General features: G+C 68.9%; 18 protein-coding genes, 1 tRNA gene and 2 pseudogenes. 10 read left to right on the top strand and 11 right to left on the bottom strand.

Annotated elements, in window-relative coordinates; translation table 11 throughout:
* Nucleotides 1–45 precede the first annotated feature (45 nt).
* The 3 genes from AB0J04_RS05690 to AB0J04_RS05680 form a co-directional block, all read right to left on the bottom strand.
* Complete coding sequence (locus AB0J04_RS05690; protein ID WP_363167094.1) at nucleotides 46–939, bottom strand: hypothetical protein; 894 nt, start codon at nucleotides 937–939, stop codon at nucleotides 46–48.
* A 282-nt stretch (nucleotides 940–1221) separates the two neighbouring features.
* Nucleotides 1222–1356: a DUF397 domain-containing protein gene (locus AB0J04_RS05685; protein ID WP_363167093.1), complete on the bottom strand. Its 135-nt coding sequence runs from the start codon at nucleotides 1354–1356 to the stop codon at nucleotides 1222–1224.
* A complete protein-coding gene (locus tag AB0J04_RS05680) occupies nucleotides 1316–2233 on the bottom strand; it encodes a helix-turn-helix transcriptional regulator (protein WP_363167092.1) in 918 nt (305 codons plus the stop codon). Before AB0J04_RS05680 ends, AB0J04_RS05685 begins: the two co-directional genes overlap by 41 nt.
* A gap of 179 nt (nucleotides 2234–2412) precedes the next feature.
* Here AB0J04_RS05680 and AB0J04_RS05675 point away from each other — a divergent pair, with 179 nt between their 5' ends.
* The 4 genes from AB0J04_RS05675 to AB0J04_RS05660 all read left to right on the top strand — a co-directional run bounded on the left by AB0J04_RS05675 (nucleotide 2413) and on the right by AB0J04_RS05660 (nucleotide 7722).
* Complete coding sequence (locus tag AB0J04_RS05675; RefSeq protein WP_363167091.1) at nucleotides 2413–2877, top strand: ATP-binding protein; 465 nt, start codon at nucleotides 2413–2415, stop codon at nucleotides 2875–2877.
* Nucleotides 2878–3037: 160 nt separating this feature from the next.
* Complete coding sequence (locus AB0J04_RS05670) at nucleotides 3038–5512, top strand: AAA family ATPase (RefSeq protein ID WP_363167090.1); 2475 nt, start codon at nucleotides 3038–3040, stop codon at nucleotides 5510–5512.
* Nucleotides 5509–5913: a hypothetical protein gene (locus tag AB0J04_RS05665; protein WP_363167089.1), complete on the top strand. Its 405-nt coding sequence runs from the start codon at nucleotides 5509–5511 to the stop codon at nucleotides 5911–5913. Before AB0J04_RS05670 ends, AB0J04_RS05665 begins: the two co-directional genes overlap by 4 nt.
* Nucleotides 5914–6024: 111 nt before the next feature.
* Nucleotides 6025–7722, top strand: coding sequence for a TIGR04141 family sporadically distributed protein (locus AB0J04_RS05660; protein WP_363167088.1), 1698 nt, complete (start codon nucleotides 6025–6027; stop codon nucleotides 7720–7722).
* A 265-nt stretch (nucleotides 7723–7987) separates the two neighbouring features.
* Here AB0J04_RS05660 and AB0J04_RS05655 read toward each other — a convergent pair whose 3' ends face one another.
* Nucleotides 7988–8884, bottom strand: coding sequence for a phosphorothioated DNA-binding restriction endonuclease (locus AB0J04_RS05655; RefSeq protein WP_363167143.1), 897 nt, complete (start codon nucleotides 8882–8884; stop codon nucleotides 7988–7990).
* A 94-nt stretch (nucleotides 8885–8978) separates the two neighbouring features.
* Nucleotides 8979–9431, bottom strand: coding sequence for a hypothetical protein (locus AB0J04_RS05650; protein ID WP_363167087.1), 453 nt, complete (start codon nucleotides 9429–9431; stop codon nucleotides 8979–8981).
* A 130-nt stretch (nucleotides 9432–9561) separates the two neighbouring features.
* Here AB0J04_RS05650 and AB0J04_RS05645 point away from each other — a divergent pair, with 130 nt between their 5' ends.
* From AB0J04_RS05645 to AB0J04_RS05630, 4 genes and pseudogenes are all read left to right on the top strand, one after another.
* The gene (locus AB0J04_RS05645; protein ID WP_363167086.1) at nucleotides 9562–10302 is read left to right on the top strand and encodes a hypothetical protein; all 741 of its coding nucleotides are present in this window, start codon (nucleotides 9562–9564) and stop codon (nucleotides 10300–10302) included.
* A 74-nt stretch (nucleotides 10303–10376) separates the two neighbouring features.
* Nucleotides 10377–10660: pseudogene (locus tag AB0J04_RS05640) on the top strand (site-specific integrase); the annotation flags it as partial.
* A gap of 278 nt (nucleotides 10661–10938) precedes the next feature.
* Complete coding sequence (locus AB0J04_RS05635; protein ID WP_363167085.1) at nucleotides 10939–11493, top strand: hypothetical protein; 555 nt, start codon at nucleotides 10939–10941, stop codon at nucleotides 11491–11493.
* 77 nt (nucleotides 11494–11570) lie between these two features.
* Entirely contained in the window at nucleotides 11571–12689 is a 1119-nt protein-coding gene (locus AB0J04_RS05630; RefSeq protein WP_363167084.1) for a hypothetical protein, read from the top strand.
* Here AB0J04_RS05630 and AB0J04_RS05625 read toward each other — a convergent pair.
* Together AB0J04_RS05625 and AB0J04_RS05620 are read right to left on the bottom strand one after the other, a co-directional pair.
* Nucleotides 12652–13602, bottom strand: coding sequence for a transposase (locus AB0J04_RS05625; RefSeq protein ID WP_363167083.1), 951 nt, complete (start codon nucleotides 13600–13602; stop codon nucleotides 12652–12654). The two genes, AB0J04_RS05630 and AB0J04_RS05625, sit on opposite strands and share 38 nt — an antisense overlap.
* Nucleotides 13603–13646: 44 nt before the next feature.
* Entirely contained in the window at nucleotides 13647–13901 is a 255-nt protein-coding gene (locus AB0J04_RS05620) for a hypothetical protein (protein WP_363167082.1), read from the bottom strand.
* Between the two features lie 248 nt (nucleotides 13902–14149).
* Between AB0J04_RS05620 and AB0J04_RS05615 the strand changes: the two are divergent.
* A pseudogene (locus AB0J04_RS05615) lies at nucleotides 14150–14668 on the top strand (tyrosine-type recombinase/integrase); the annotation flags it as partial.
* A 742-nt stretch (nucleotides 14669–15410) separates the two neighbouring features.
* Here the strand turns inward: AB0J04_RS05615 and AB0J04_RS05610 are convergent.
* The 3 genes from AB0J04_RS05610 to AB0J04_RS05600 all read right to left on the bottom strand — a co-directional run bounded on the left by AB0J04_RS05610 (nucleotide 15411) and on the right by AB0J04_RS05600 (nucleotide 17454).
* Nucleotides 15411–15484, bottom strand: a tRNA-Pro gene (locus AB0J04_RS05610).
* Nucleotides 15485–15526: 42 nt separating this feature from the next.
* The gene (locus AB0J04_RS05605; RefSeq protein ID WP_363167081.1) at nucleotides 15527–16312 is read right to left on the bottom strand and encodes a Pr6Pr family membrane protein; all 786 of its coding nucleotides are present in this window, start codon (nucleotides 16310–16312) and stop codon (nucleotides 15527–15529) included.
* Nucleotides 16313–16527: 215 nt separating this feature from the next.
* Nucleotides 16528–17454: a metallophosphoesterase gene (locus AB0J04_RS05600; RefSeq protein WP_363167080.1), complete on the bottom strand. Its 927-nt coding sequence runs from the start codon at nucleotides 17452–17454 to the stop codon at nucleotides 16528–16530.
* A gap of 119 nt (nucleotides 17455–17573) precedes the next feature.
* On the opposite strand from AB0J04_RS05600, the gene AB0J04_RS05595 reads away from it, so the two are divergent.
* Nucleotides 17574–18038 carry a GatB/YqeY domain-containing protein gene (locus AB0J04_RS05595; RefSeq protein ID WP_363167079.1) on the top strand — a complete coding sequence of 155 codons (465 nt, stop codon included), beginning with the start codon at nucleotides 17574–17576 and terminating at the stop codon, nucleotides 18036–18038.
* 223 nt (nucleotides 18039–18261) lie between these two features.
* On the opposite strand, the gene AB0J04_RS05590 is transcribed toward AB0J04_RS05595, so the two are convergent.
* Nucleotides 18262–20532, bottom strand: a complete 2271-nt coding sequence (locus AB0J04_RS05590; protein ID WP_363167078.1) for a transglycosylase domain-containing protein — start codon at nucleotides 20530–20532, stop codon at nucleotides 18262–18264.
* Between the last annotated feature and the right edge of the window lie 74 nt (nucleotides 20533–20606).

Here is a 20606-nt window from a genome sequence, read left to right as displayed (position 1 = left end):
ATCAAGCCTCCCACCTGGGGGTGGACCGCACACCCGGTCATCGGCTCAGCCGGCCGCGCGGAGTTGGTCCTCGGCCCGGCAGCCCCGGCAACGGCCGGGTTCCGCCGAACGGAATCCCCGGTCGCAGCCGTCGCAGTTCCGCATCGGCACGACCACCGGGAGCGTGGAGGGTTCCGTGCTTCTGGCTGGTACCGGCAGGGGAGTCTCCTTGAGCCGGTAGGCGAGGATGCCGACCGGGCGCGTGAGGAAGTGGTCCGGCAGCCGTGCGGTGAGGTGGTCCGTGATGTGCGTGGGCAGAAGGCCCGCCGCGAGCCACCGGGCCACGGCCGGGGCGAGGCGGGCGGTTTCCTGCGCGGACAGGATGAGGCGGGGGTCGAACCGGCGCAGGGCGGTGAGTACGGCGACGGCTCGGGGGTCGGCGTCGGCAAGCGGGATCGGTGTCTCCGCCTCGGCGGGTACGGCCGCCGCCACCGTTTCCCCGGCGGGCGCGGATGCGGGTGGGACTGCGGCGGAGGTGCCCTGCCTACGGGGGCGACGCGGCTTCGGGGGTTCGGGAGGGCCGTCCGGATCCGGGTCCAGGTTCGGATCGCCTCCGGGGACGTCGTAGAAGTAGGTGCGGGTACGAACGTGCCCGGTGGGCGTTCGCTCGCGGCGGCGCTCCAGGTAACCGGCCGCTTCCAACTCCCTGAGCGCGCGTGAGATCAGGATCTCGCCCTCGCTGAAGTGCTCGCACAGGGCTGGGATGGTCACGGACGAGCCGTCGGGCAGCGAGGAGATGTACGCCGCGACACCGACCGTGACCGCGCTGCCGCGTCGCTGGGCGAGGGCGTTGGAGATCACGGTGAAGTCGGCCGTGAGGCGGGTGCGTACGTGGATCACGCCGGAGGTCGGAGCTCCGGCGTCGGCGCGCGAGGGCGCGTTAGACTGCGGGTCAGCCATCGGGAAGTCGTTCTCTTCCTGATCGGTCAGGCCCTCGTTCGGGATTGCAGTCCCGGCGGGGGCCGAAGTCTGTGTGCTGTTGTCGCGGCGAACGTAACCGTCCGTATCCCGCGCCTGCAAGCTGGTCACTCGGACGAGTGACGCGAGCCGTGCGGCCGGGGAGGGTGGGTGGGCGGGTAGTTCTTTCCCCGGGTTCTTTGGGGAGGTCAGCGGCCTGCCGGGCCCCCGCGAACAAGGGTCCGGTGAGCCCGGGGCGTGGACGGTGACCAGAGCCCGGCGGGCTCAGCGACGGTGGTCCCCAGCCTTCAACTCACTTATGAAGGCGGCCCAGGAGGCGGCCTCGAAGCACAGCGCTGGACCGTGCGGAACCTTGCTGTCACGGACGGGGACGATGGCCTCCCGGAACCCGTCGGCCACCTCTACGCAGTCGCCTCCCGCCTGATTGCTGTAGCTGCTCTTGCGCCAGGCGGCGCCGTTCAGATTTTGACGGGAGATTCGCGCCACGGTAGCTGCCCTCCAGGGTGGACCGGATCATGTCGAGTGACATGAGCGGGGGCAGCGCTGCCGCCCGCAGCCGATCGTAAATCACCTTGTAGCGGCTGACGTTGGCTGGTTCTTCGATGAGTTGGCCGTAGTCCGAGCCTTCCGTGTACGCCACTTCCGAGCCGTCCGGGAGTGTCAGGATCGTCAGCGATCCACCCATCGCCTCGTGTCCGCCCTGGTCGAACGGCAGTACCTGCACGCTGATGTGGCGTTCCGCTGCCACATCGAGCAGTCGCGCCAACTGCTGCCGCATCACGCCATGGCCGCCGATGGGGCGCCTCAACACTGCCTCGTCCAGGATCACCACCAGCTCCGGTCGGTCGGGCGAACTCAGTCGTTCCTGCCGCCCCATACGGGCTGCGACGCGCTCCTCCAACTGTTCTTCGCCGGCGAGCATCGCGTCCAGGGCGAGAACCGCTCGTGCGTAGTCCTCCGTCTGCAACAGACCCGGCACCACATGCGCCGCGTACTGCCGGATCACCACCGCCCGCTCCGAGTACTCCATGAACTTCCGCGACCAGTCCGGAAACGCCTCCCGGTACACGTACGGCCACAGCTCCACCAGCAGATCGTCCGCACCGAGCGACGCATCCAGCGCCCGCGCCAGCTCCAGCGTCGGCTTCGCTCCGGACGCCCGCTCGATCTGCGTGATCCGTGTGCCCACCACGTGGACCTTGTCGCCCAGTTCGGTCTGGGTCAGTCCGGCCGCGAGGCGAAGTCTGCGGACCCGCGCACCGAACAGCGCGGCCATCGACGAGCTGGGGTCAATTCCGTTGGCCAAAACGTCACTTCCGTTCCTTACGGGTGGAAAAGTAAGGCCGCGTCACCTGTTGAGCGTAGGGCGACCGGACGACTCTTGAGTGCGGAACGTGGTGACTCGCGCACGCAACGCCACATCCCCCTGCTCGACAGCCAAGGACGGAACACGCGGTGCTGACAGAAACGACGAACGTACAGAGCGAACTGCCGCCTCTTGCGGCACAGTTCGCCTCCTCGCCTCGGGGTGTGCGACTGGCCCGGCGACTCGCCGTACGGCACATGGAGGAGCGGGGGTATCCGCCGGCGTCGGACGCGTCCTGCGCGGTCGCCCTCGTGGTGGCCGAACTCGCCGCGAACGCCGTGCTCCACGGCCGGGTGCCCGGACACGACTTCGGTCTCCGGGTCGCTCTCGACACGGCGGCGGGCCTGGTCCGCGTCGAGGTGGCGGACGCGGCCTCCGCGAAACGGCCCCCCGCGACCCCGCCGTCGTCGGTCCCCGAGGGCGAGTCGGGCCGAGGGCTGCTCCTGGTGGACGCTCTGGCCGTGCGCTGGGGTTCGGCACCGCGCCACCCGCTGGGCAAGACGGTGTGGGCGGAGGTTTCCATCGCCCGTCCAACTGCCAGTAATGAGACGTGAGTTGTGATAACCCGGGTTATCGTCAATAACTTGGGTTGAGTGACTTCTCCGCCTCTAACGTCTGTTCCGTCACACCGGGCTCGCGCAAAGCGAGAGGCTCACCCCTCGCCCCACCGCACGGGCCCGGCCCCGGAACCGACCACGGAGGGCGGAGAGCACCATGACGGAACACCCCGCGCAGAGCGAGCCGAACGCATCTGACCAGCAGGTCGATCACCGCCGAGGCGACTCGTCGACGCTCTCCCGCCTGACCGCCCGCCTCGAAAGCTCGGCGCTCGCCGAGGCATCCCGGGAACTCCTGCGAGAGGCACTGGGCGCCACCGCGACGGAATCCTCCGGCACCTCCGCCGCTCCGCACCCGGACCAGCGGGTGTTCCTCGACTCCATCAGCGTCAACGGCTTTCGCGGCATCGGCCGCAAGGCCCGTCTGCCGCTGACCGCGCAGCCCGGCGTCACCCTCGTCGTGGGGCGCAACGGCTCGGGGAAGTCCAGCTTCGCCGAAGGCGCCGAGACCGCGCTCACGGGCCGGACCACCCGCCTGGACAGGCAGCGGGGAGAGGTGTGGCGCCGGCACTGGCGCAACCTGCACGACGGGGCCGACCCGAAGGTCGAGGTCCGCCTGGCCATCGCGGGCGACCCCCGGCCGACCACTCTGACGTGCACCTGGCCCGGCGACGACGTCACCGCCCCCGAGGTCGAGCTCAGGCGGCCGGGCCACGGCCGTCGGCCCTTCGTCGGCACCGGCTGGGAGCGGGCCCTGAAGGACTACAGCCCCTTCCTGTCGTACGCGGATCTCGACAAGGTTCTCAACGGCAGGCCCAGCGAGCAGTACGACTCGGTCGCCGCCATCCTCGGACTCCGCGAACTCACCGACGCGGACGAGCGGCTCCAGGGCATCGAGAAGGCGCTCGACTCCGCGCTGAAGCAGGCCGAGGCGGAACGGCCCGTACTCGCCGAGGCGTTGTCCGCGCTGGACGACCCGCGGGCGGTACGCGCGCTCGTGGTCGTCGGCAAGGCGGGCGACCCCGACTTCGTCGAACTCGAGGCCCTCGTGGCCGCACTGCCCGACGCGGACGAGGGCCGTCTCCGGGAACTGCGGACGACCGCCGCGCTGACCGGACCCGACCTCGGCGCGGTCGGCGCGGCCGTGGACCGGCTGCGCGAGGCCGTCGCCGTACTCGACGACGTACGCGCCTCGGGCGCCGAGGACGCCCACCAGCGCGCGGAACTGCTGGCCAAGGCCCTGGAGCACAGCCGTCGGCACGAGGACGAGGACACCTGCCCGGTGTGCGGGTCCGACCGGGCACTCGACGAGGCTTGGGCCGAGCGGGCCGTCGAGCAGGTGGCGACCCTGCGGCGGGAGGCCGCGACCGCGCGGGAGGCCCGCACCGGACTGCGGGACGCGGTGGACGCCGTCCGCTACCTCGTCACGCCGGTCCCTTCGTGGCTGCCCGCCCCGCTCGTGGACCCGTGGGAGGAGTGGCAGGCGTGCCGGACGATCGACGACGCCGAGCGGCTCGCCGCCCTCGCCGAGACCGCCGCGCTCGTCCTCGCCGACGCCTGCGCCGCGCTGCGCGAGGAGGCCCTGCGGGAGCTGGAGAAGCTCGACGAGGAGTGGCGCGCCTGTGTCACCCGCCTCGCGGGCTGGCTCGACCGGGCCCGGCCCGCGTACGCCGGAAAGCCCCGACTGTGCCAGGTCAGGGCGGCTCGTAAGTGGCTCAAGGAGGCGCGTGCCGAGCTGCGCGAGGAGCGGCTGCGGCCGTTCGAGGACCACTCGCAGCGGATCTGGGAGGAGCTGCGCCAGCAGAGCAACGTGGACCTGCGTTCCGTGCGCCTGACCGGCAGCGAGAAGGCCACCGTGCGCAAGCTGGTGATGGACGTGTCCGTCGACGGCACCGAGGCGGCGGCCCTTGGCGTCATGAGCCAGGGCGAACTGCACTCCCTCGCGCTCTCGCTCTTCCTGCCGCGCGCCGCCGCGCCGGACAGCCCCTTCGGCTTTGTCGTCATCGACGACCCGGTGCAGTCCATGGATCCCGCCAAGGTCCACGGCCTCGCGAAGGTGCTGCATGACCTTGGAGAGACTCGGCAGGTCGTGGTCTTCACCCACGACACGCGGCTCCAGCGGGCCTTCACCAACCAGGAATTCCCGGTGACCGTCCTGGAGGTGGAGCGGCAGGGCGGGTCCGCGGTGACCGTGCGGCGGGTGACCGATCCTGTCGGCCAGGCCCTGGCCGACGCCCGTGCCCTCGTCCGCACGCCGAACCTCCCGCAGGTCGCGATGACCCATGTACTGCCCAGCCTCTGCCGCACCGTCCTCGAACGCGCCTTCTCCGAGGCCGCGTGGCTGCGGCTGCACCGGGCGGGGCTGGCCGAACACGAGGCGGAGAAGACCGTCGCGGGGGCCGTCACCCTGATGGACATCGCCGCCCTGGGGCTCTTCGGAGACCAGCCGAAGAGGGCCGGTGACGTCTACCGCGAGCTGCGCAGGCGGTGCGGCCCCGGGGCGGTGGACCTCGTCCGCCAGTGCCAGGAGGGCGCTCACCCGCCGGGCACCTCGATGCCGGACCCCCATCGCTTCGTGGACGACGTCAAGACCGTCGCCCTGACGGTACGCAAGCCCGAGGAGGGGCCGTGAACCAGACGATTCGCCAGCTGCTCGACACCGCGGACCTGCTCCTCACCGACACCGGCGAGCCCGCCACGCCCGCTGCCACGGCCGTACCCGCCGCGTCCGCCGCCAAGGCGAGCCGGTGCCGAGGCGCCGCCCTCGCCCTCCGTGTCGCGCTGGAGAGCGCGGTCGCCGACCGCCTCACCGCCCACCGGGCGCCGCGCGCGATCCGGGAGGGCACCCAGCGGGCCGCGTTCCTCTGGCTCCGCGGTTGCGCCGAAGCGGGAACGGCCCGCCGCGCGAAGGCCGTGTGGAGCCAGCTCTGCCTGGGATGCCACTACCACCAGTACGAGATCGGTCCGACGGAGGACCAGATCCGCGCGTGGCGTACCGAAGTCACGGCGATCGTCGCCCTGTTGGACCGCTGACCCGCATCGGCGCCAGAAGAGGCGCTGCCGGAAGGAGACACGCGTGAGAACGACACCACGAGGACGGTTATCGCGACCATCCGCAAAGACCACAATGAGAGGAGCGGCACCATGACGGCCCGTACGTCCAAGCGAACCCTGTACCGGCTCAGGGGCGTGCCCCCCACTGCCGACGCGATGTTCGACGCCCTGGACGCGGACCAGTTGGAACGGGTCCACGCGGATTTCGACGTCCCCGAGAACCTCGGTGTACCGGCGGTCCTCGTCACCGGCAGCTTCGAGCAGCCTGTGGCGAGCTGGTGCGACGAGATCTTCCGAACGACGGGTATCGAGGTGTCACGGCCCGTCAACCGCTCGGCCGGCCTGCTGATGCTGGCCGTCGACGGCGAGGTGTACGCGATCGGCTACGACCAGGGCTTCCGCCTGGTGCCAGACCGCCTGAAGGACCACCGCTTCGGGCTGAGCTTCGCGTCCCGCCGGGTCGACCCCGCGAAGATCCGGGACCTGGTGTCGCACACCCCGGGCGGAGGGCGCACCGACATCACCCTGATCCCGAGCGGGGCCTCGGTGTGGAGCCTGGGCATCGTCGAGCACGCCCAGATCGTGCGCCGCCTCGGCGGCCACCTGGACAACATTCCGCTCACCATCTCCCGGGACAACCCGGCGAAGATCTCCAGCGCCGAGGGCGGTGCCGGCCTGCGCTTGCGGCTCGGTGTGGAGGGCGCCGACCTGATGGCCGACATCCGTGCGATCGCCCGTGTGCTGCGCGAGGAGAAGCCGAGCCCGGAGCTGGAGTTCGTCGAACACGTCGTGCCCGTCGACGATCCCAGCCTCGCCACCCGCCTGGATGCCGTCCTCGACGACCTTCTGGGTCAGGAGCCTGACGGGAGAATCAGCGTCGCCGTCCCCGCCGACCACTGGGACGACTACATGGCCGCCCGGGCGTTCAGGGCCAGGATCAACAGCGACGCGGCCGGCCGGTCGACCGACGACCTCGACCTTGAGTACGTCCTCTGTCGTGCCCGCATCCAGCGTGCGGGCAGCCGCGTGGACGCGCTCCGGGAAGGAACCGTCACTCTTTACCGGCACGGCCGCGCCGACCGGGCCGACGAGATCTGGACGTCCAGCGCGCTCCGCTGGATCGAGGCGGAGGTGTTTCTCGACTCTCGCCGGTTCTTCCTGATGGACGAGCACTGGTACGAGATCGACCAGGAGTATCTGAAGACGATCCGCTCGCACGCCGAGCGGCTGATCGCCGACACCCCGTCCGTCGACCTGCCCCCGTGGGTCCTCGGGGAGAAGGAGCGCACCTACAACGCGTCCGTGCCGGACCAGCGGCCCGGGTACGTCTGCTTCGACCGCGACAACGTGCAGACCGCGCTGCACCGCGGGAACGGCGTGGAGATCTGCGACCTGCTGAGCCCGGACGACGTCCTGGTCATGGTGCAGCGCGCCAAGGGTTCCGACGCACTGAGCCATCTCTTCAGTCAGGCGCTCGTCGCCGTACAGACTCTGCGGAACTCTCCGGAGGGGAGGGAACGGTTCGCCGAGAAGGTGGCCGCGGCCCGGCAGGGGCGCGGTCTACCGGAGGACTTCCGGCCTTCGAAGGTCGTCTTCGCGATCCTGCTGAAGGACGGCACCCACCTCACCGCCGACACCCTGTTCCCGTTCTCGCAGGTCACTTTGGTGCAGACGGCCAAGACGCTCGAAACATGGGGTGTCCAGGTCGAGGTCGTCGGCATCGCCTCAACTCCTTCGGTTGTCGCTTCGGTTGTCGCTTCGACCGGAACCCGACGGCTGGTGGCGTAGCTGCCGCGCACCGTAGCGCCGCGCACCGTAGCGCCGTACGCAGACAGGCGGGCCTGCTCCCGGGATGCCCCGCTCCCGGGCCGGTGCCGTCCCAGCTGCGGGCCCTTGAGGGACGCGTGCCGGGTCACACCTTCTTGACGACGATCGTGTCCGGGACCAGCTTCTCCAGGTCGTCGACGTCCGAGGTGAAGACGGCGACCTGGCCCTTCTGCTGTCGCGCGATCACGGCGAGCACGGCGTCGATCCGCGGCCGACGATTCGACGGTCAGACGGCAGTGGCAGGGCGTGGGCTGCCGTGGAAGACCTGACCGGTGTGCCAGGAGCGGTGAATCGCGGCGACGGGGCGGGTGCCCGGTTGAGGTCCGATGAGTGGTCGGTCGGCGAGCGCGATGACGTGATCGCGGGCGGCGGGGCTGTGGCCGACGAAGCGCTGGGAGACCAGGATGCGGTGGCCCTCACCGACACCGAGGACGCCCTTGTCGAAGAGCTTGTGGTGCAGCGAGCACAGGCACAGTCCGTTGTCGACGTCGTCCGGTCCGTCGAACGCCCACCAGCGCACGTGTGCGGCCTCCAGCCCGACCGGCACCGCGCCGATCCTGCCGTCGTAGCCGCAGAAGGCGCACTGATACTCGTAGGCCGTCAGGACCTGCTCCCGCATCCGCGGATCCCGCCGCCTGCGCACGGCGGCCGAGAGGTGTCCGCTCTCCGCCGGCTCCAGCTCCAGGCCGACAGATTCGCACAGGTCGCCGTGGAGTGAAGGCGGGAAGTGCAGGTCGAGCAGGACCCGTGCCATCCTGCCGAGCAGCTCCGGCTCACGCCGCAGCGCCGCCCGCAGCTCCGGCGCCAGCCGCCCCGTGGCCCCCGCGGCTCGCAACTCCCGCACCCCGCTGCCGGGGCTGCCCGGTCCGCGATCGGTGCGCACCTCCCACACACCGTCGCTGACCAGGTGGTGGAACGGGTAGGCGGGCGTCGTCCTGTTGGGCGGACCGTACTCGGTCAGCAGCCGCTGCAGATCCTCCTCCACCGCGCTGTACCGCAGTTCGCCGGCGGCATCCTGCTGGAACCGACCGAGGGCGTACAGCAACAGCAACGGCTTGTGCGGAGCGCGGGTCCCGCTTCTGGTCCACTGCCTCAGTTGCGCGGTGCGCTCCAGCCAGTCCATGACCGGCGATCGTAGTAGCGTCTCGTCGACCGGCGATCTGCGCATGTGCGGCAAGCCTAACGAGTCGTGGCGAGGTGATTGCGACGTGTCGTCATCAGATGGCGCCATCGTTCGCGGGTCTGCTGTTCTCCGTCGATCCACCGTGCTCCTCGGCTTCGCTCCGGCCTGCCAGGTAGGCGGCTGCCGCCCGCTCCATGTCGCCCTGCACCCACCACACGTCTCCCAGCACCCGATGGTGCCGCCCCTCCCAGCTCAGCCTCCCTGCGGCTTCGACCGCGGTCGGGAAGTCTCCGGACAGTCGGCTCAGGTGTGCCAGGCCGCGCCGAGCCGGGGAAGCAAGCCGACCCCCGGCTGAGGCGACGCGCTGCATCCCGCGACGCGAAGCGTCGGTCAGCCCGAGGTCTCGCTGGGCCTTCGCCAGGTAGTACGTGGCCAGTTCGACGAGGTCATCGGGGAGCAGCCCCGACGTGAGGACGGCCGAGAGCCGACCGGACGTGCGTTCACGGTGCTCGTGCTGGCGCCGGGCGATGGCGCTCAGCGTTTCCACCAGGGCGTCCGCCGCGGTCTGCAGGACACCTGACGACGTGGCATCGGTGGCAGGAAGCGCCAGCGGTTCCCAGACGGAGTCCCCTACGTACTGGAATGCGGCGTAACGCTTTGATGAGCGCTCCGGCCCCGTGCCCGAGCGCACTGCCGACGGTGCCGGGCAGGAGCAGGGCCTGGGCGACATCGCTGAGGGCGGACCGCATCTGCTGGGGCAGGGCGGCAGCGGCGCTGAAGCGGCTCTGCAGCCCGCCCCGGCGCAGGTGGTCCTCGATCGGTTCGCCCGGGTGGTTGTGCTCCCAGTAGCGACGCAGGGCGAGGTCGAAGGCGGGCATCGGCCGGCCGAGCGCGGCGACGGCAAGACGGATGGTGAGGATGACGCGTTCGAAATCCATGCCCGCGGCGCGCGCGAGATCGATACGGACCGGCAGAGTCCGCTCCTCGGGGTGGGACGGCGATTCCCATTGCGCCGGCGGTCCTCGCTGCGGGCCAGCGATGCCTCGATCTTGCGGGAGAGCGTGGACTTGCCGATCCCGCCCACACCGTGGAACACGAGGATGTTGCGGCGGGGAGCTTCCAAGTCCTCCACGTCGAAGTCCGCACAGGGCACGTGTTCCAGCCGACGTACCTCTCACCTGCTGCGATGGTCCGCAGACGTCCGCGGTTGTCCGCCGCTGTTCGTCGGCGTTGTCACGCAGTTAGACACTCAGGGGTGCCGCTCAGGCCAGGGACGGCCTTGCCCCGTGGCGTTCGTAAAGCCGTCGTACCTGCTTGATCCAGAAGCTGTCCTTCTCATCCTTCGACGCACTCATGGGGAGGAGCTGAAGCTCCTTGGCGAGCTGGTAGAAGCCGGGGCTGGCATCGTTGGCGGTTAGGTAGTTGACGAGAGCCGACAGCATCAGCGGGGGATCAGAGGGTGCGATCTGCTGGTCTCGTTCCACGATCAGACAGCGAGAAGGGCTCGGTCGTCCCGTCGTCGACCTACTACCGCGTCTGGCAGGAAGCCCGGCTCCTCGCGCTCCCGCCAGCCGTCGCCTCCTCGCCGCTGGCGAGTCGGCCGTACGACCTCCGGCACTGTCGACCTGGCTCAACGCCGGTGTCGACCCGACCGAGGTGGCCGAGCGCGCCGGCAACAGCGTTGAGGTCCTGCTGACTCGCTATGCGAAGTGTTTGGACGGACGGCAGGACGTTGCCAACCGGCGTATCGAAGACCTCCTCCGGGAGTACGAGTAAGCAACCCTGCACCCCATTGAGACTCCGGGCATCTTGTCCGGGGCCTCTCTCCTTTTTTGATCCCTACCTGCTGCGATGTTTCAAGCCAGAGCAAACGGGGCTCCGAAAGCTGAAGGTAGCGCGGTGGCCACGACTGCGTTTCGGACGAGGTCGTTCCAAGCTCAGGTGTTGCTCAACAATTTTGTTACGTCTTGCTGCGCTTGTTCTGTACATGATTTAGTCCGAGTGCTTGATCACTGACCAGATCGGGCAACCACAACCAATTGGGGGGAATCGCAGTGCACTTCGGCATGTGGAAATCGGCGGCGACCGGAGCACTCATTCTGGGGGCGGGGCTGATGACGGCGCCGTCCGCAGTCGCGGATGAGGCCGCCACACAGTCCTGCCCGCCGGACGTCTGGTACAAGGTGGTGTCGTCGGGCGCCTCCTACGAGGCGATCGGCAGCACCGCTGGCAAGCGCAACGCGAGCTCCACAGCGTCGATCCTGCGCTACGACCTGACCACCACCAAGTCGAAGCAGACGACTTGGAGTTTTGGAGGCGGGCTAACCCTGAAGTGGGCAGTTGTCGAGGTGGAAGGCAAGACGAACTACGACATCACCGAGTCGACCACCAGCGGGAAGACGGTCTCGAACACCCTCAACGTCCCGGGTGGGAGCTACGGCTACACCACACCGAAGATCGAACGGCGCAAGTTCACCATAGAGAAGTGGCAGGACACCCCAAGTTGCGGGGCGCGCTTCCTCGGCGACGTGGGAACGTTGGGCGGCATCACCGCCTACCCCTTCTTCTCGGAGTGCACGGCCAGGAGTGCCTGCACGCCCAAGCCGTAAGACCCACCTAGCTGGGAGCGGGCTGACCACCTGCTCCCGGCATCCCGCGCACCTGACACGACACTGGGGGAACCCCAATGGCCCAGAAGACGACTCTCACCACGACGCGGTGGCAGCGATGTGGTGCCCTGCTGGGCCTGGGCGTCCTCGCCGCCCTGGCCACCGGATGCGGATCAGGCAATGATGACGGCGAGAGCCAGCCCGCGCCGCACGACATCGTGGTCAACCTGGACGGCGAAGTAGCCGTCCTGGACGATCTGGACGCCTCCCCCCGAGTCGTCGGCCCGCGTCCGGCGGGAGCTGAAGACGCTGACGCCTACCGCCTGGCCAACCCGCGCCAGCTGGCCTCGGGGATGATCGTGGGCATGCGCGACGCCGGGGTCGTCGCCATCGCGCCGAGCGAGCCCGGCCGAGCAGTACTCCTCGGACCGGCCGGCGCCTGGTTTCCCAGCACCGACGGCAAGCAGTTGTGGGCCGTCACCGAAGAGCCGGCCGACACGGCCTGCGCCGGGCAAAGACTCCCGCAGACGGTGACGACCCGCTTCACCGTGAGCAAATATGAGACCACCGGCCGCCCGTCCCGCACGTCTCTCACGCTGCCCTGTGGCCTGCGGCCACTCGCGGATACCTCCCAGGGCCTGCTGGCCGTGCGAACCACCGGCGATGCGGTAGGCAGCGGCAACGGTGTGCGAGCGAAGACCGAGATCGTTCTGCTCAACGCCCAGGCAAGCGCAGCCGTCAAGACCATAGCCGCCGACGCCAGCGTGGTGGCCACCTCCAACAACCGCGTGATCTGGCGTGATGACGTGTGCAGCAAAGGCAACTGCACACAGGCCTACGACCTCAAGAAGCGAAAAAGCGAGCAAGTTCCCTCCTGCGAGGGCGGTGACACCGTAGGCGTGGGCACGCTCGACCACAGTGGTCGCTGGTACGCAAGTGATCTCCGCTCCAACCATCTGGCGATCCTCGACCTGAGCCGGAACACCTGCCGCGATCTCGACATTTCACCCGCGCTCGACTCGAGCGACATAGAGCACACATTCGGAGTTGCCTGGTCAGGGCAGAGCCTGTTGCTCCTCGATGAACGCTCCGGGGATCTCACCAGCATTAACGCCGTCAATAGCAAGATCGACAAGCGGGTCAAGCCCCTTCGGGTTGTCAATAAAGCGCAGATCTGGGGCGCTGCCACCGACTGAGGGCGTCCCCCTCGGGCGTCCTCCAGCATCGTCGGCATCCCGCCGTAAGGGACTTAAGGACCGCAAATTGCCACCGGTGCCGTCGATAGCCTGGGTGACGTCGACGCCGGCCTCGGATCAATTCGTGCCGCACCAGAGTGACGTCCAGGCACTCCCGGTCGCCCCATTCGGCTGGTAATCCAGCTCGTCGGCAAATGTTCGTTTCGAGGAGACCGTGGCATGTAGGTGCCCTGAGTGCCGACCGCCTGTAGTTGCACCGCGCCCCAGGTAAGCCGGCCCGGCCGTAAGTCTGGCGCAACGGACGCACCGCACGACGCTCCCCCGCGCGGATCTCGGCGAGCAGGTGGGTGACGGGGACGGCGGGGTCCGCGGCCCGGCGTCTACGCAGGTGCTCGCGGTAGGGATCGACCAGAGTGGGGCGGTACTGCGAGGCCCGGACGAGCCGGTCGGGCTCGGCGTGGCGGGCGTAGCGTTTGACGGTGTTCAGCGCGAGGTTCAGGCGTCGGGCGCATTCGAGCAGGCTCACGCCCTGATCTCGCAGGTCGTGGACCTGCTGCCAGCGCTCGCGGGTGGTCTGCGCGCGTCTGCCGTCGCGGATCGGTGGTCCCAGGGGTGCCCAGCAGGCGCTGTGCGCCAGGACTTCCCTGTGTGTCGCCTCGCCGAGCAGGTGCCACAGGTGCCAGCAGTCCGCGACCTGCACGACGTGGGGTGCCGCGTCGGTGATGGCCTGGGCGAAGCTGCCGGCCCCGTCCCGGCACACCACCTCGAATCCCGCATGCTTGCGCAGCCAGGTGGCGACCGGCTCCTTCGTACGGTCCGCGAGCACGTCGACACGCGCGCCCGTGGCGGCGTCGATGATGATCGTGGCGTAACGGTGGCCCCGGCGCAGGGCGCACTCGTCGATGCCCAGCACGCGCGGGACTGCCGACGACGGCACGGGGATGCGCATCAGGCAGTTCAGGACAGCACGCAGTGCAGCACGGCCAGCAGCCGGGCCCCGGCAGATCCCGCCAGCGCCACCGCGTTCACCAGATGCTGCAGGGCCGGGGTGCGCCGCTGGTAACGCACCGTCAACCTGGTGACCTGCTCGGCGAAGGTGGTCTTGGGACAATCGGAGTTCTTGCAGTACAGGTGGCGCACCGACAGGTCGATGACGACAGCCCGGCCGCCCACCGCCTCGTCCGCGGCATGCCGCACGTACCGGGAGTGCACCCAGTCCGACTCCGTCCCGCACCCCGGCAGACAGCTGCGGCATCGTCCCGGGTCCGGGCCGCGATCCGCAGCAGATCACCGCTGGCCTCCACACGATCGCCCCGTACCGCGGCCAGCTGCGGTAAGAGGTCTTCCAGCCGTATCGCACACACCACCAGGATGGCACCGCCAACCGGACGACACCACAGGCCAGTTGGCCCGATCACCTGCTACGAAAATCTTGGAAGACCCGTTCGATTGACAGACCCTGGGATCACGTCTTTCTCCAGGGCAAGCCGGATGCCGACCCGCCGCAGCCTCCGCATATCGCCGTGTGGCGCTCGGTCCGAAAGAGCGGGGACACCAAGACCCGGAAGTCCCGGCGCACGCTCGCCCTGCCGGCGCGCTGCGTCGAAGCTCTCTGGCAGCAATTCGAAGATCAGGGCTGGGATCGGCTCGCCGCTGACGAGAAGTGGGAGGAACACGGGCTCGTCTTCTCCTCGGCCGTGGGCAAGCCGCTCGACGCCGCCAACGTCCGCCGCGCCTTCCGCCAGGCGCTCAAGGACGTCGACGGGATCGACGCCGACGAGTGGACGCCGCGGGAGCTCCGGCACAGCTTCGTGTCGCTGCTGTCCGACCGTGGTGTCCCGCTGGAAATGATTTCGCGGCTCGTCGGGCGTTCTGGGACGGCTGTGACGGAGGAGATCTACCGGAAGCAGATCCGGCCTGTCATCCAGACCGGGGCCGTCGTGATGGACAGCATCTTTACGGACCCTATTGGTCGCTGATGGGGTTTGCAGAGTCATACGTACAGCCGGGCTTAGACACATAGGCCCGGCTGTACGCTCTGTCTCCACATTGGTATCCATGGCAGGGCCCAGGGGGGATCATGCCGCGTGACCTGGACGGCTACATGTTGCCGGATCTTCCAGACGGTCCCGACAGACGTCGCACCACTTGGCGTACTGAAGGCTTTGAGTTGCACTCTCAGGCGCTGGCGATGAACGAGTGCCAGTGTCCGTGCCGCATAGCCCATCCGCAGTACCTCGTAGAGGACTGCCAGAACACTGCGAAGCGTGTCGCGATAGTCGGAATAGGCACGGTTGGCATGAGCCAATACATCTTGCCGCTCCGCGCCGTATGTGCCGCTGCTCAGTTGCATGGGCGGTGGCGGAAGGCCAGTCGCGAGAGGGACGGCTGGCGAATGGATGCCCGAAGCATCGGCCAGTTCGCGGTGATCACGGCAGTCGTCGGCACCCTGGTAGGGGCGCCGCTCGGCTACCTGAGAGCTGGAGTGTGGCTCGGCGTTGGCGTTGGTATCGCTGCGGTTTACGTCGCATACGAGCGATGGCGCTACGAGCGGAGGATGCGGCAGTGATGTCTAGAGCTGGCGCGCTGCCCGCGAACCCGGGCCGAGGTTGCGGTGGCCCCTGCGCGTGATCGCGAACCATAGTCACGCAGTTAGACACGCAGCAACGCCAGAGGGCCCTTACCGATCCGGTAAGGGCCCTCTGAACTGCTATTCAGCTGTCGGGGTGGCGGGATTTGAACCCACGACCTCTTCGTCCCGAACGAAGCGCGCTGCCAAGCTGCGCTACACCCCGATGTCGCTGCTTGTGATGCTTGTCGCGGCGACGTCGTTTACTTTAGCCCACCGGTGGCTGGAGACGAAATCCGGTTTTGGCGCGGTGGCTGATCAGGTTGGGGCGGGCGTGGTCGAGGGCCACGAGGAGGATCGCGAGGGCGTAGAAGGAGAGGCCGAGGAGGAGTGCGTTGGCGAGGGCGTGCTTGTAGCCGTGGGCCTCGGCGTCGAGGAAGGGATAGAGGTAGCGGCCCGGCGCGCCGGGGTGGATCAGCCAGGCGCGGGTGAACGAGAACGCCAGGTAGATCACGGGGTAGAGCATCCATGTCGCGGCCCGGCGCAGGCGCATGCAGCCCGGGGCGGTCAGCAGCAGCCAGTCCAGGACGGCGGCCACCGGTGTCACGGTCTGGAGGAGGTGCGTGGCGACCAGGTGCCAGCCTGTGGGGGCGGTCGTCGTGCCGGTCACCGAGTAGGGGGTGGCCGCGTCTGCCAGGAGCAGGTGGTACACCAGGCCGGTGATCATGACGTAGAGCAGTGCGGCGCCGGTCAGGGCTGCGGGGAGGGGGTGGCGGGCCGTCCACGCGCGGCGCGCGGACAGCAGCGTGACCAGGGCCAGCAGGATGTTGGCCTGGATCGCGAAGTGGCTCACGACCCGGGGTGGGCTGCCGAGCAGGAAGGCGAGCGTCACGCCCGCGGCCGCAGTGCCGGCCAGCAGCAGGCGGAGGGCGGCGGCCAGTGGCCGGCGGGCGGGAGTCACCACCGCCGCGGCGGGGACGGAGGAGAGCAGGAGCGCGTGGGTTCGCGGGATCGCGGGCAGATCCGGGAGGTCCCTGGGTATCGGCGCGGTCATGCCCTCACGCTAGGCAAGCATGACAAAAGGGGCGATGTGGGCGGGCCGTTCGGGGGACGGGGGCAGGGACGGCGGATGGGGGACGGGCGCTCGCACCACCCGACAGAGGCCCCGCCCCGAATCCCCAGCCTCGCGTCCTCCGCCCCGAATCCCCAGCCCCGCGTCCTCCGCCCGAACCCCCAGCCCCGCGTCCTCCGCCCGAACCCCCAGCCTCGCTACTCCCTCCCCACCAGCGTCAGCAGCGTTACCTCCGGTGGGCAGGCGAACCTCACCGGGGTGTAGCGGTTTGTGCCGCAGCCTGCTGATACGTGCAGGTAGGAGGTGTGGCCCTCGGCCGTGTGCGTCGACAGGCCCTTCACGCGGTCCGTGTCCAGGTCGCAGTTGGTGACCAGGGCGCCGTAGAAGGGGATGCAGAGCTGGCCGCCGTGGGTGTGGCCGGCCAGGATGAGGGGGTAGTCGTCGGCCGTGTAGGCGTCCAGGACCCGCAGGTAGGGCGCGTGTACGACGCCCATCGAGAAGTCGGACGACGCCGATGGGCCGCCGGCCACCTGCGCGTAGCGGTCGCGCTTGATGTGGGGGTCGTCCAGGCCGGTCAGTTCCACCGACACGCCCTCGACCTTCAGCACGCCTCGCGTGTTCGTCAGGTTCAGCCAGCCCGACGCGTCGAAGCCGTCGCGCAGGTCCTCCCACGGGTTGTGGACGACGTTCACCGCGGGCGCGTTGCCGTTGAGGCCGTGGCGGCCCTGGGCCTTCTCGAAGAGGTAGCGCGCGGGGTTGCGCAGCTTCGGGCCGTAGTAGTCGTTCGAGCCGAAGACGTACGCGCCCGGGAACTCCATCAGCGGGCCGAGGGCGTCCAGGACCTCGGGCACGCCCTCCGGGTCGGACAGGTTGTCGCCCGTGTTGATCACGAAGTCGGGGCGCAGCCCGGCGAGCGAGCGCAGCCAGCGCTGTTTCTTGCGCTGGTCGCGGACCATGTGGATGTCGGAGACCTGCAACACGCGCAGGGGCTGCATCCCGGCAGGGAGGACGGGGACCGTCACCCGCCGCAGCCGGAAGGAGCGGGCTTCGAAACCCGCCGCGTACACCAGACCGGCGGCGCCGGCCGCCGCAAGGGACAGAGGTACTCCGTATCGCGCGCGCATACGTCCATCGTGTCAGACGCCGCCGACATGTCCGCCGCCACCGTCCCTCAAGTGCCGTCCCCCTGAGGCCCCTTAAATGAGCGGGCGTCCGGCCGCCCACACCTGCGACAATCAGACCCATGACCAAGCTCAAGTCGAAGCTGCAGGAAGACCTCAACGCTGCGATCAGGGAGCGCGACGAGCTCCGCTCCTCGACGCTCCGGCTGACGCTCACCGCCATCACCAAGGAGGAGGTCGCGGGCACGACGAAGCGCGAGCTCTCCGACGACGAGGTCCTCAAGGTGATCACCAAGGAGGCGAAGAAGCGCCGCGAGGCGGCCGACGCCTTCGCGCAGGGTGGTCGGGCCGAGAGCGCCGAGCGGGAGAAGGCCGAGGGCGAGCTCCTTGCCACGTACCTGCCCAAGCAGCTGAGCGACGAGGAGCTGGACGACATCGTCGCCCAGGCCGTCCAGGAGGCGAAGGCGGCCGGCGCCGAGGGGCCGCGGGCCATGGGCGCCGTCATGAAGATCGTGAACCCGAAGGTGGCCGGGCTGGCCGAGGGCGGCCGCGTCGCCGCCGTCGTCAAGAAGCTGCTCGCGGGCTGACCCCTCGACTCTCGTCCCCGACTCTCGTCCCCGACTCTCATCCCCCGACTCTCGTCCCTCGTCCCCGTGTGACGGGTGCGAGGGGTGTGACGGATACGGGGATACGGGGATACGTGGATACGGATACGACGAACGGCCTCTGCCTCTCGTACAGAGAGGCAGAGGCCGTTCGTCGTATTCAGCGTTGTATCCAGATCAGAGTCGGAGTTGCTCGGCCTCGGCCTCAGCCGCGTCCGCCGCCTCCGCCATTGCCGTTTCCGTTGCTCTGGCCCTGGAAGAGGGTGCCTCCGTCGTTGCCACCGGTCGACGACGTGTTGCCCGTCGTCCCGCCGTTGGTGAGCAGGCCGGTGAGGAAACCGTCGTCGTTGTCGTCGCCCTCGTCGTCGCGGTTGCCGTCGTCGGGGTCCTTGGCGACGGGCGGGTTCGGGATGTTGACGAGGTTGAAGGACGGGGCATCCTTGCCCTCCAGCGCGCCGGTCATGGCGTCCCGCCAGATCGGGCCGGGGGTGTCGCCGCCGTAGACCTGGCCGTGGTAGACGCCGCCGATCGTGATGTTGTTCATCTCGACCTTCTGCGTGGCGCTGCCGACCCAGACGGCGCCGGAGAGGTTCGGGGTGTAGCCGACGAACCAGGCGTTCTTGCGGGAGTCGGTGGTGCCCGTCTTACCGGCGTTGTCGCGGCCGCCGGAAAGACCGGCCTGCTGGCCCGTACCGGAGTCGACGACGCCGCTCAGCAGCGTGTTGATGGTGTCCGCGGTCTTCTGGCTCATCGCGCGCGAGCAGGTCGACTTCGGCACCTCCAGCGACTTCTTCGTGCCGCCGACCGTCTGGGTGATCGACTGGATGGCGATCGGGGTGCAGTACATGCCCCGGCTGGCGAAGGCCGCGTAGGCGCTGGCCATCGTCAGGGGGGAGAGGCCGGTGGAGCCGAGGGTCATCGACGAGGGCACCTCGGGCACCTTGTCGCCGTTGCCCTGGACGACGCCCAGCTTGTCGGTCATCTTCACCACGGGGCACATGCCGATGTCGGCGAGCATCTGCACGAAGTAGGTGTTGACCGAAAGCTCCATGGCTTTCTTCAGCTGGTACGGGCCCTTCTCGGACGAGCTCTCGTTCTCCAGCGTGTCGTTGCCCTCGTTGGTCCACGGCTTGCTGCTGCACGTCTGGACCGTGGACGGGTACGACATCTGGTACGGCGCCGGGTAGGACTGGTTCGCCGGGCGGCCCTCCTCCAGCGCGGCCGCGGCCACGAAGGGCTTGAAGGTCGAACCGGTCGGGAACCCGTAGTTCGAGCCGCCCATGGAGGAGTTGACCGAGTAGTTGTACTCGGTCTCGTTCTTGCCGTAGCCGTACGGCTTCGACTGGCCCATGCCGAGGATCTTGCCGGTGCCGGGCTCGACGAGCGTGGCGGCCGCGGCGACCTTGTCCGACTGGTAGACGTGGTCCTTGAGCGAGTCCTGGACGGACTTCTGGGACTGCGGCTCCAGCGTCGTCCGGATCGTCAGACCGCCCTGGTTCCAGACCTTCGCCCGCTCTTCCTTGGTCTTGCCGAAGACCGGGTCGCTGAGGAAGACGCGCTCCACGTACTTGCAGAAGAAGCTGGCGCCCTGGACGGCGGTGATGCAGCCGTTCTTCGGCTGCTTGACCTTCAGGCCCAGCGGGGCCTTCTGCGCCGTGGCGGCCTCGGACTCGGTGATGTCGCCGACCTCGGCCATGCGTTGCAGCACGGTGTTACGGCGCTTGGTGGCCTCGGCCTCGTCGTTGATGGGGTCGTAGCGGCTGGGCGACTGGACGATTCCGGCCAGCAACGCGGCCTGGGGGAGGGTGAGGTCCTTGGCGTGCGTGGAGAAGTAGCGCTGGGCGGCCGCCTCGACGCCGTAGGCCTGCTCGCCGAAGAACGTGATGTTCAGGTAGTTCTCGAGGATCTTCTTCTTGCCGAGCTCCTCCTCCACCTGGATCGCGTACTTGAGCTCTTTGATCTTGCGGCCGATGGTCTGCTGGGTGGCCTGCTGGACCTTCGTCGGGTCGTCGCCGGCCTCTTCCACGAAGACGTTCTTCACGTACTGCTGGGTGAGCGTCGAGGCGCCCTGGGCGACCCCGCTGCTCTGCACGTTCTTGTTGAGCGCGCGCAGGATGCCCTTGAGGTCGACGGCGCCGTGCTCGTAGAAGCGCGAGTCCTCGATCGCGACGATCGCCTTCTGCATGTACGGCGAGATGCTCTTGAGGTCGACCACCGTGCGGTCACGGGAGTAGACCGTGGCGATCTGGCCGCCCTCGGAGTCGAGGATCGTGGTGCGCTGGCTCAGTGGCGGCGTCTTGAGGTTGGCCGGGAGTTCGTCGAACGACTCCACCGACCCCTTGGCGGCCAGGCCCAGCGCGCCGAAGGCGGGCAGGGCGATACCGGCCAGCATCGCTCCTGCGAGCACACTGACACCGAGGAACTTGGCGGCCTGCTGCGTTGGCGACAGACCACCGCCCGAGCGCTTTTTTGGCATGGGGGCAGCCTACGTTCTGATTCGCCGGACACACGTCAATGCCTTGGCCTAAGCTGCTCTCAACTGTCACAGCA

The sequence above is a fragment of the Streptomyces sp. NPDC050263 genome (genome assembly GCF_040655955.1).
Lineage (GTDB): Bacteria > Actinomycetota > Actinomycetes > Streptomycetales > Streptomycetaceae > Streptomyces.
Note: the sequence above shows the minus strand (reverse complement) of the source record. Positions and strands in the feature narration are given on the sequence as shown.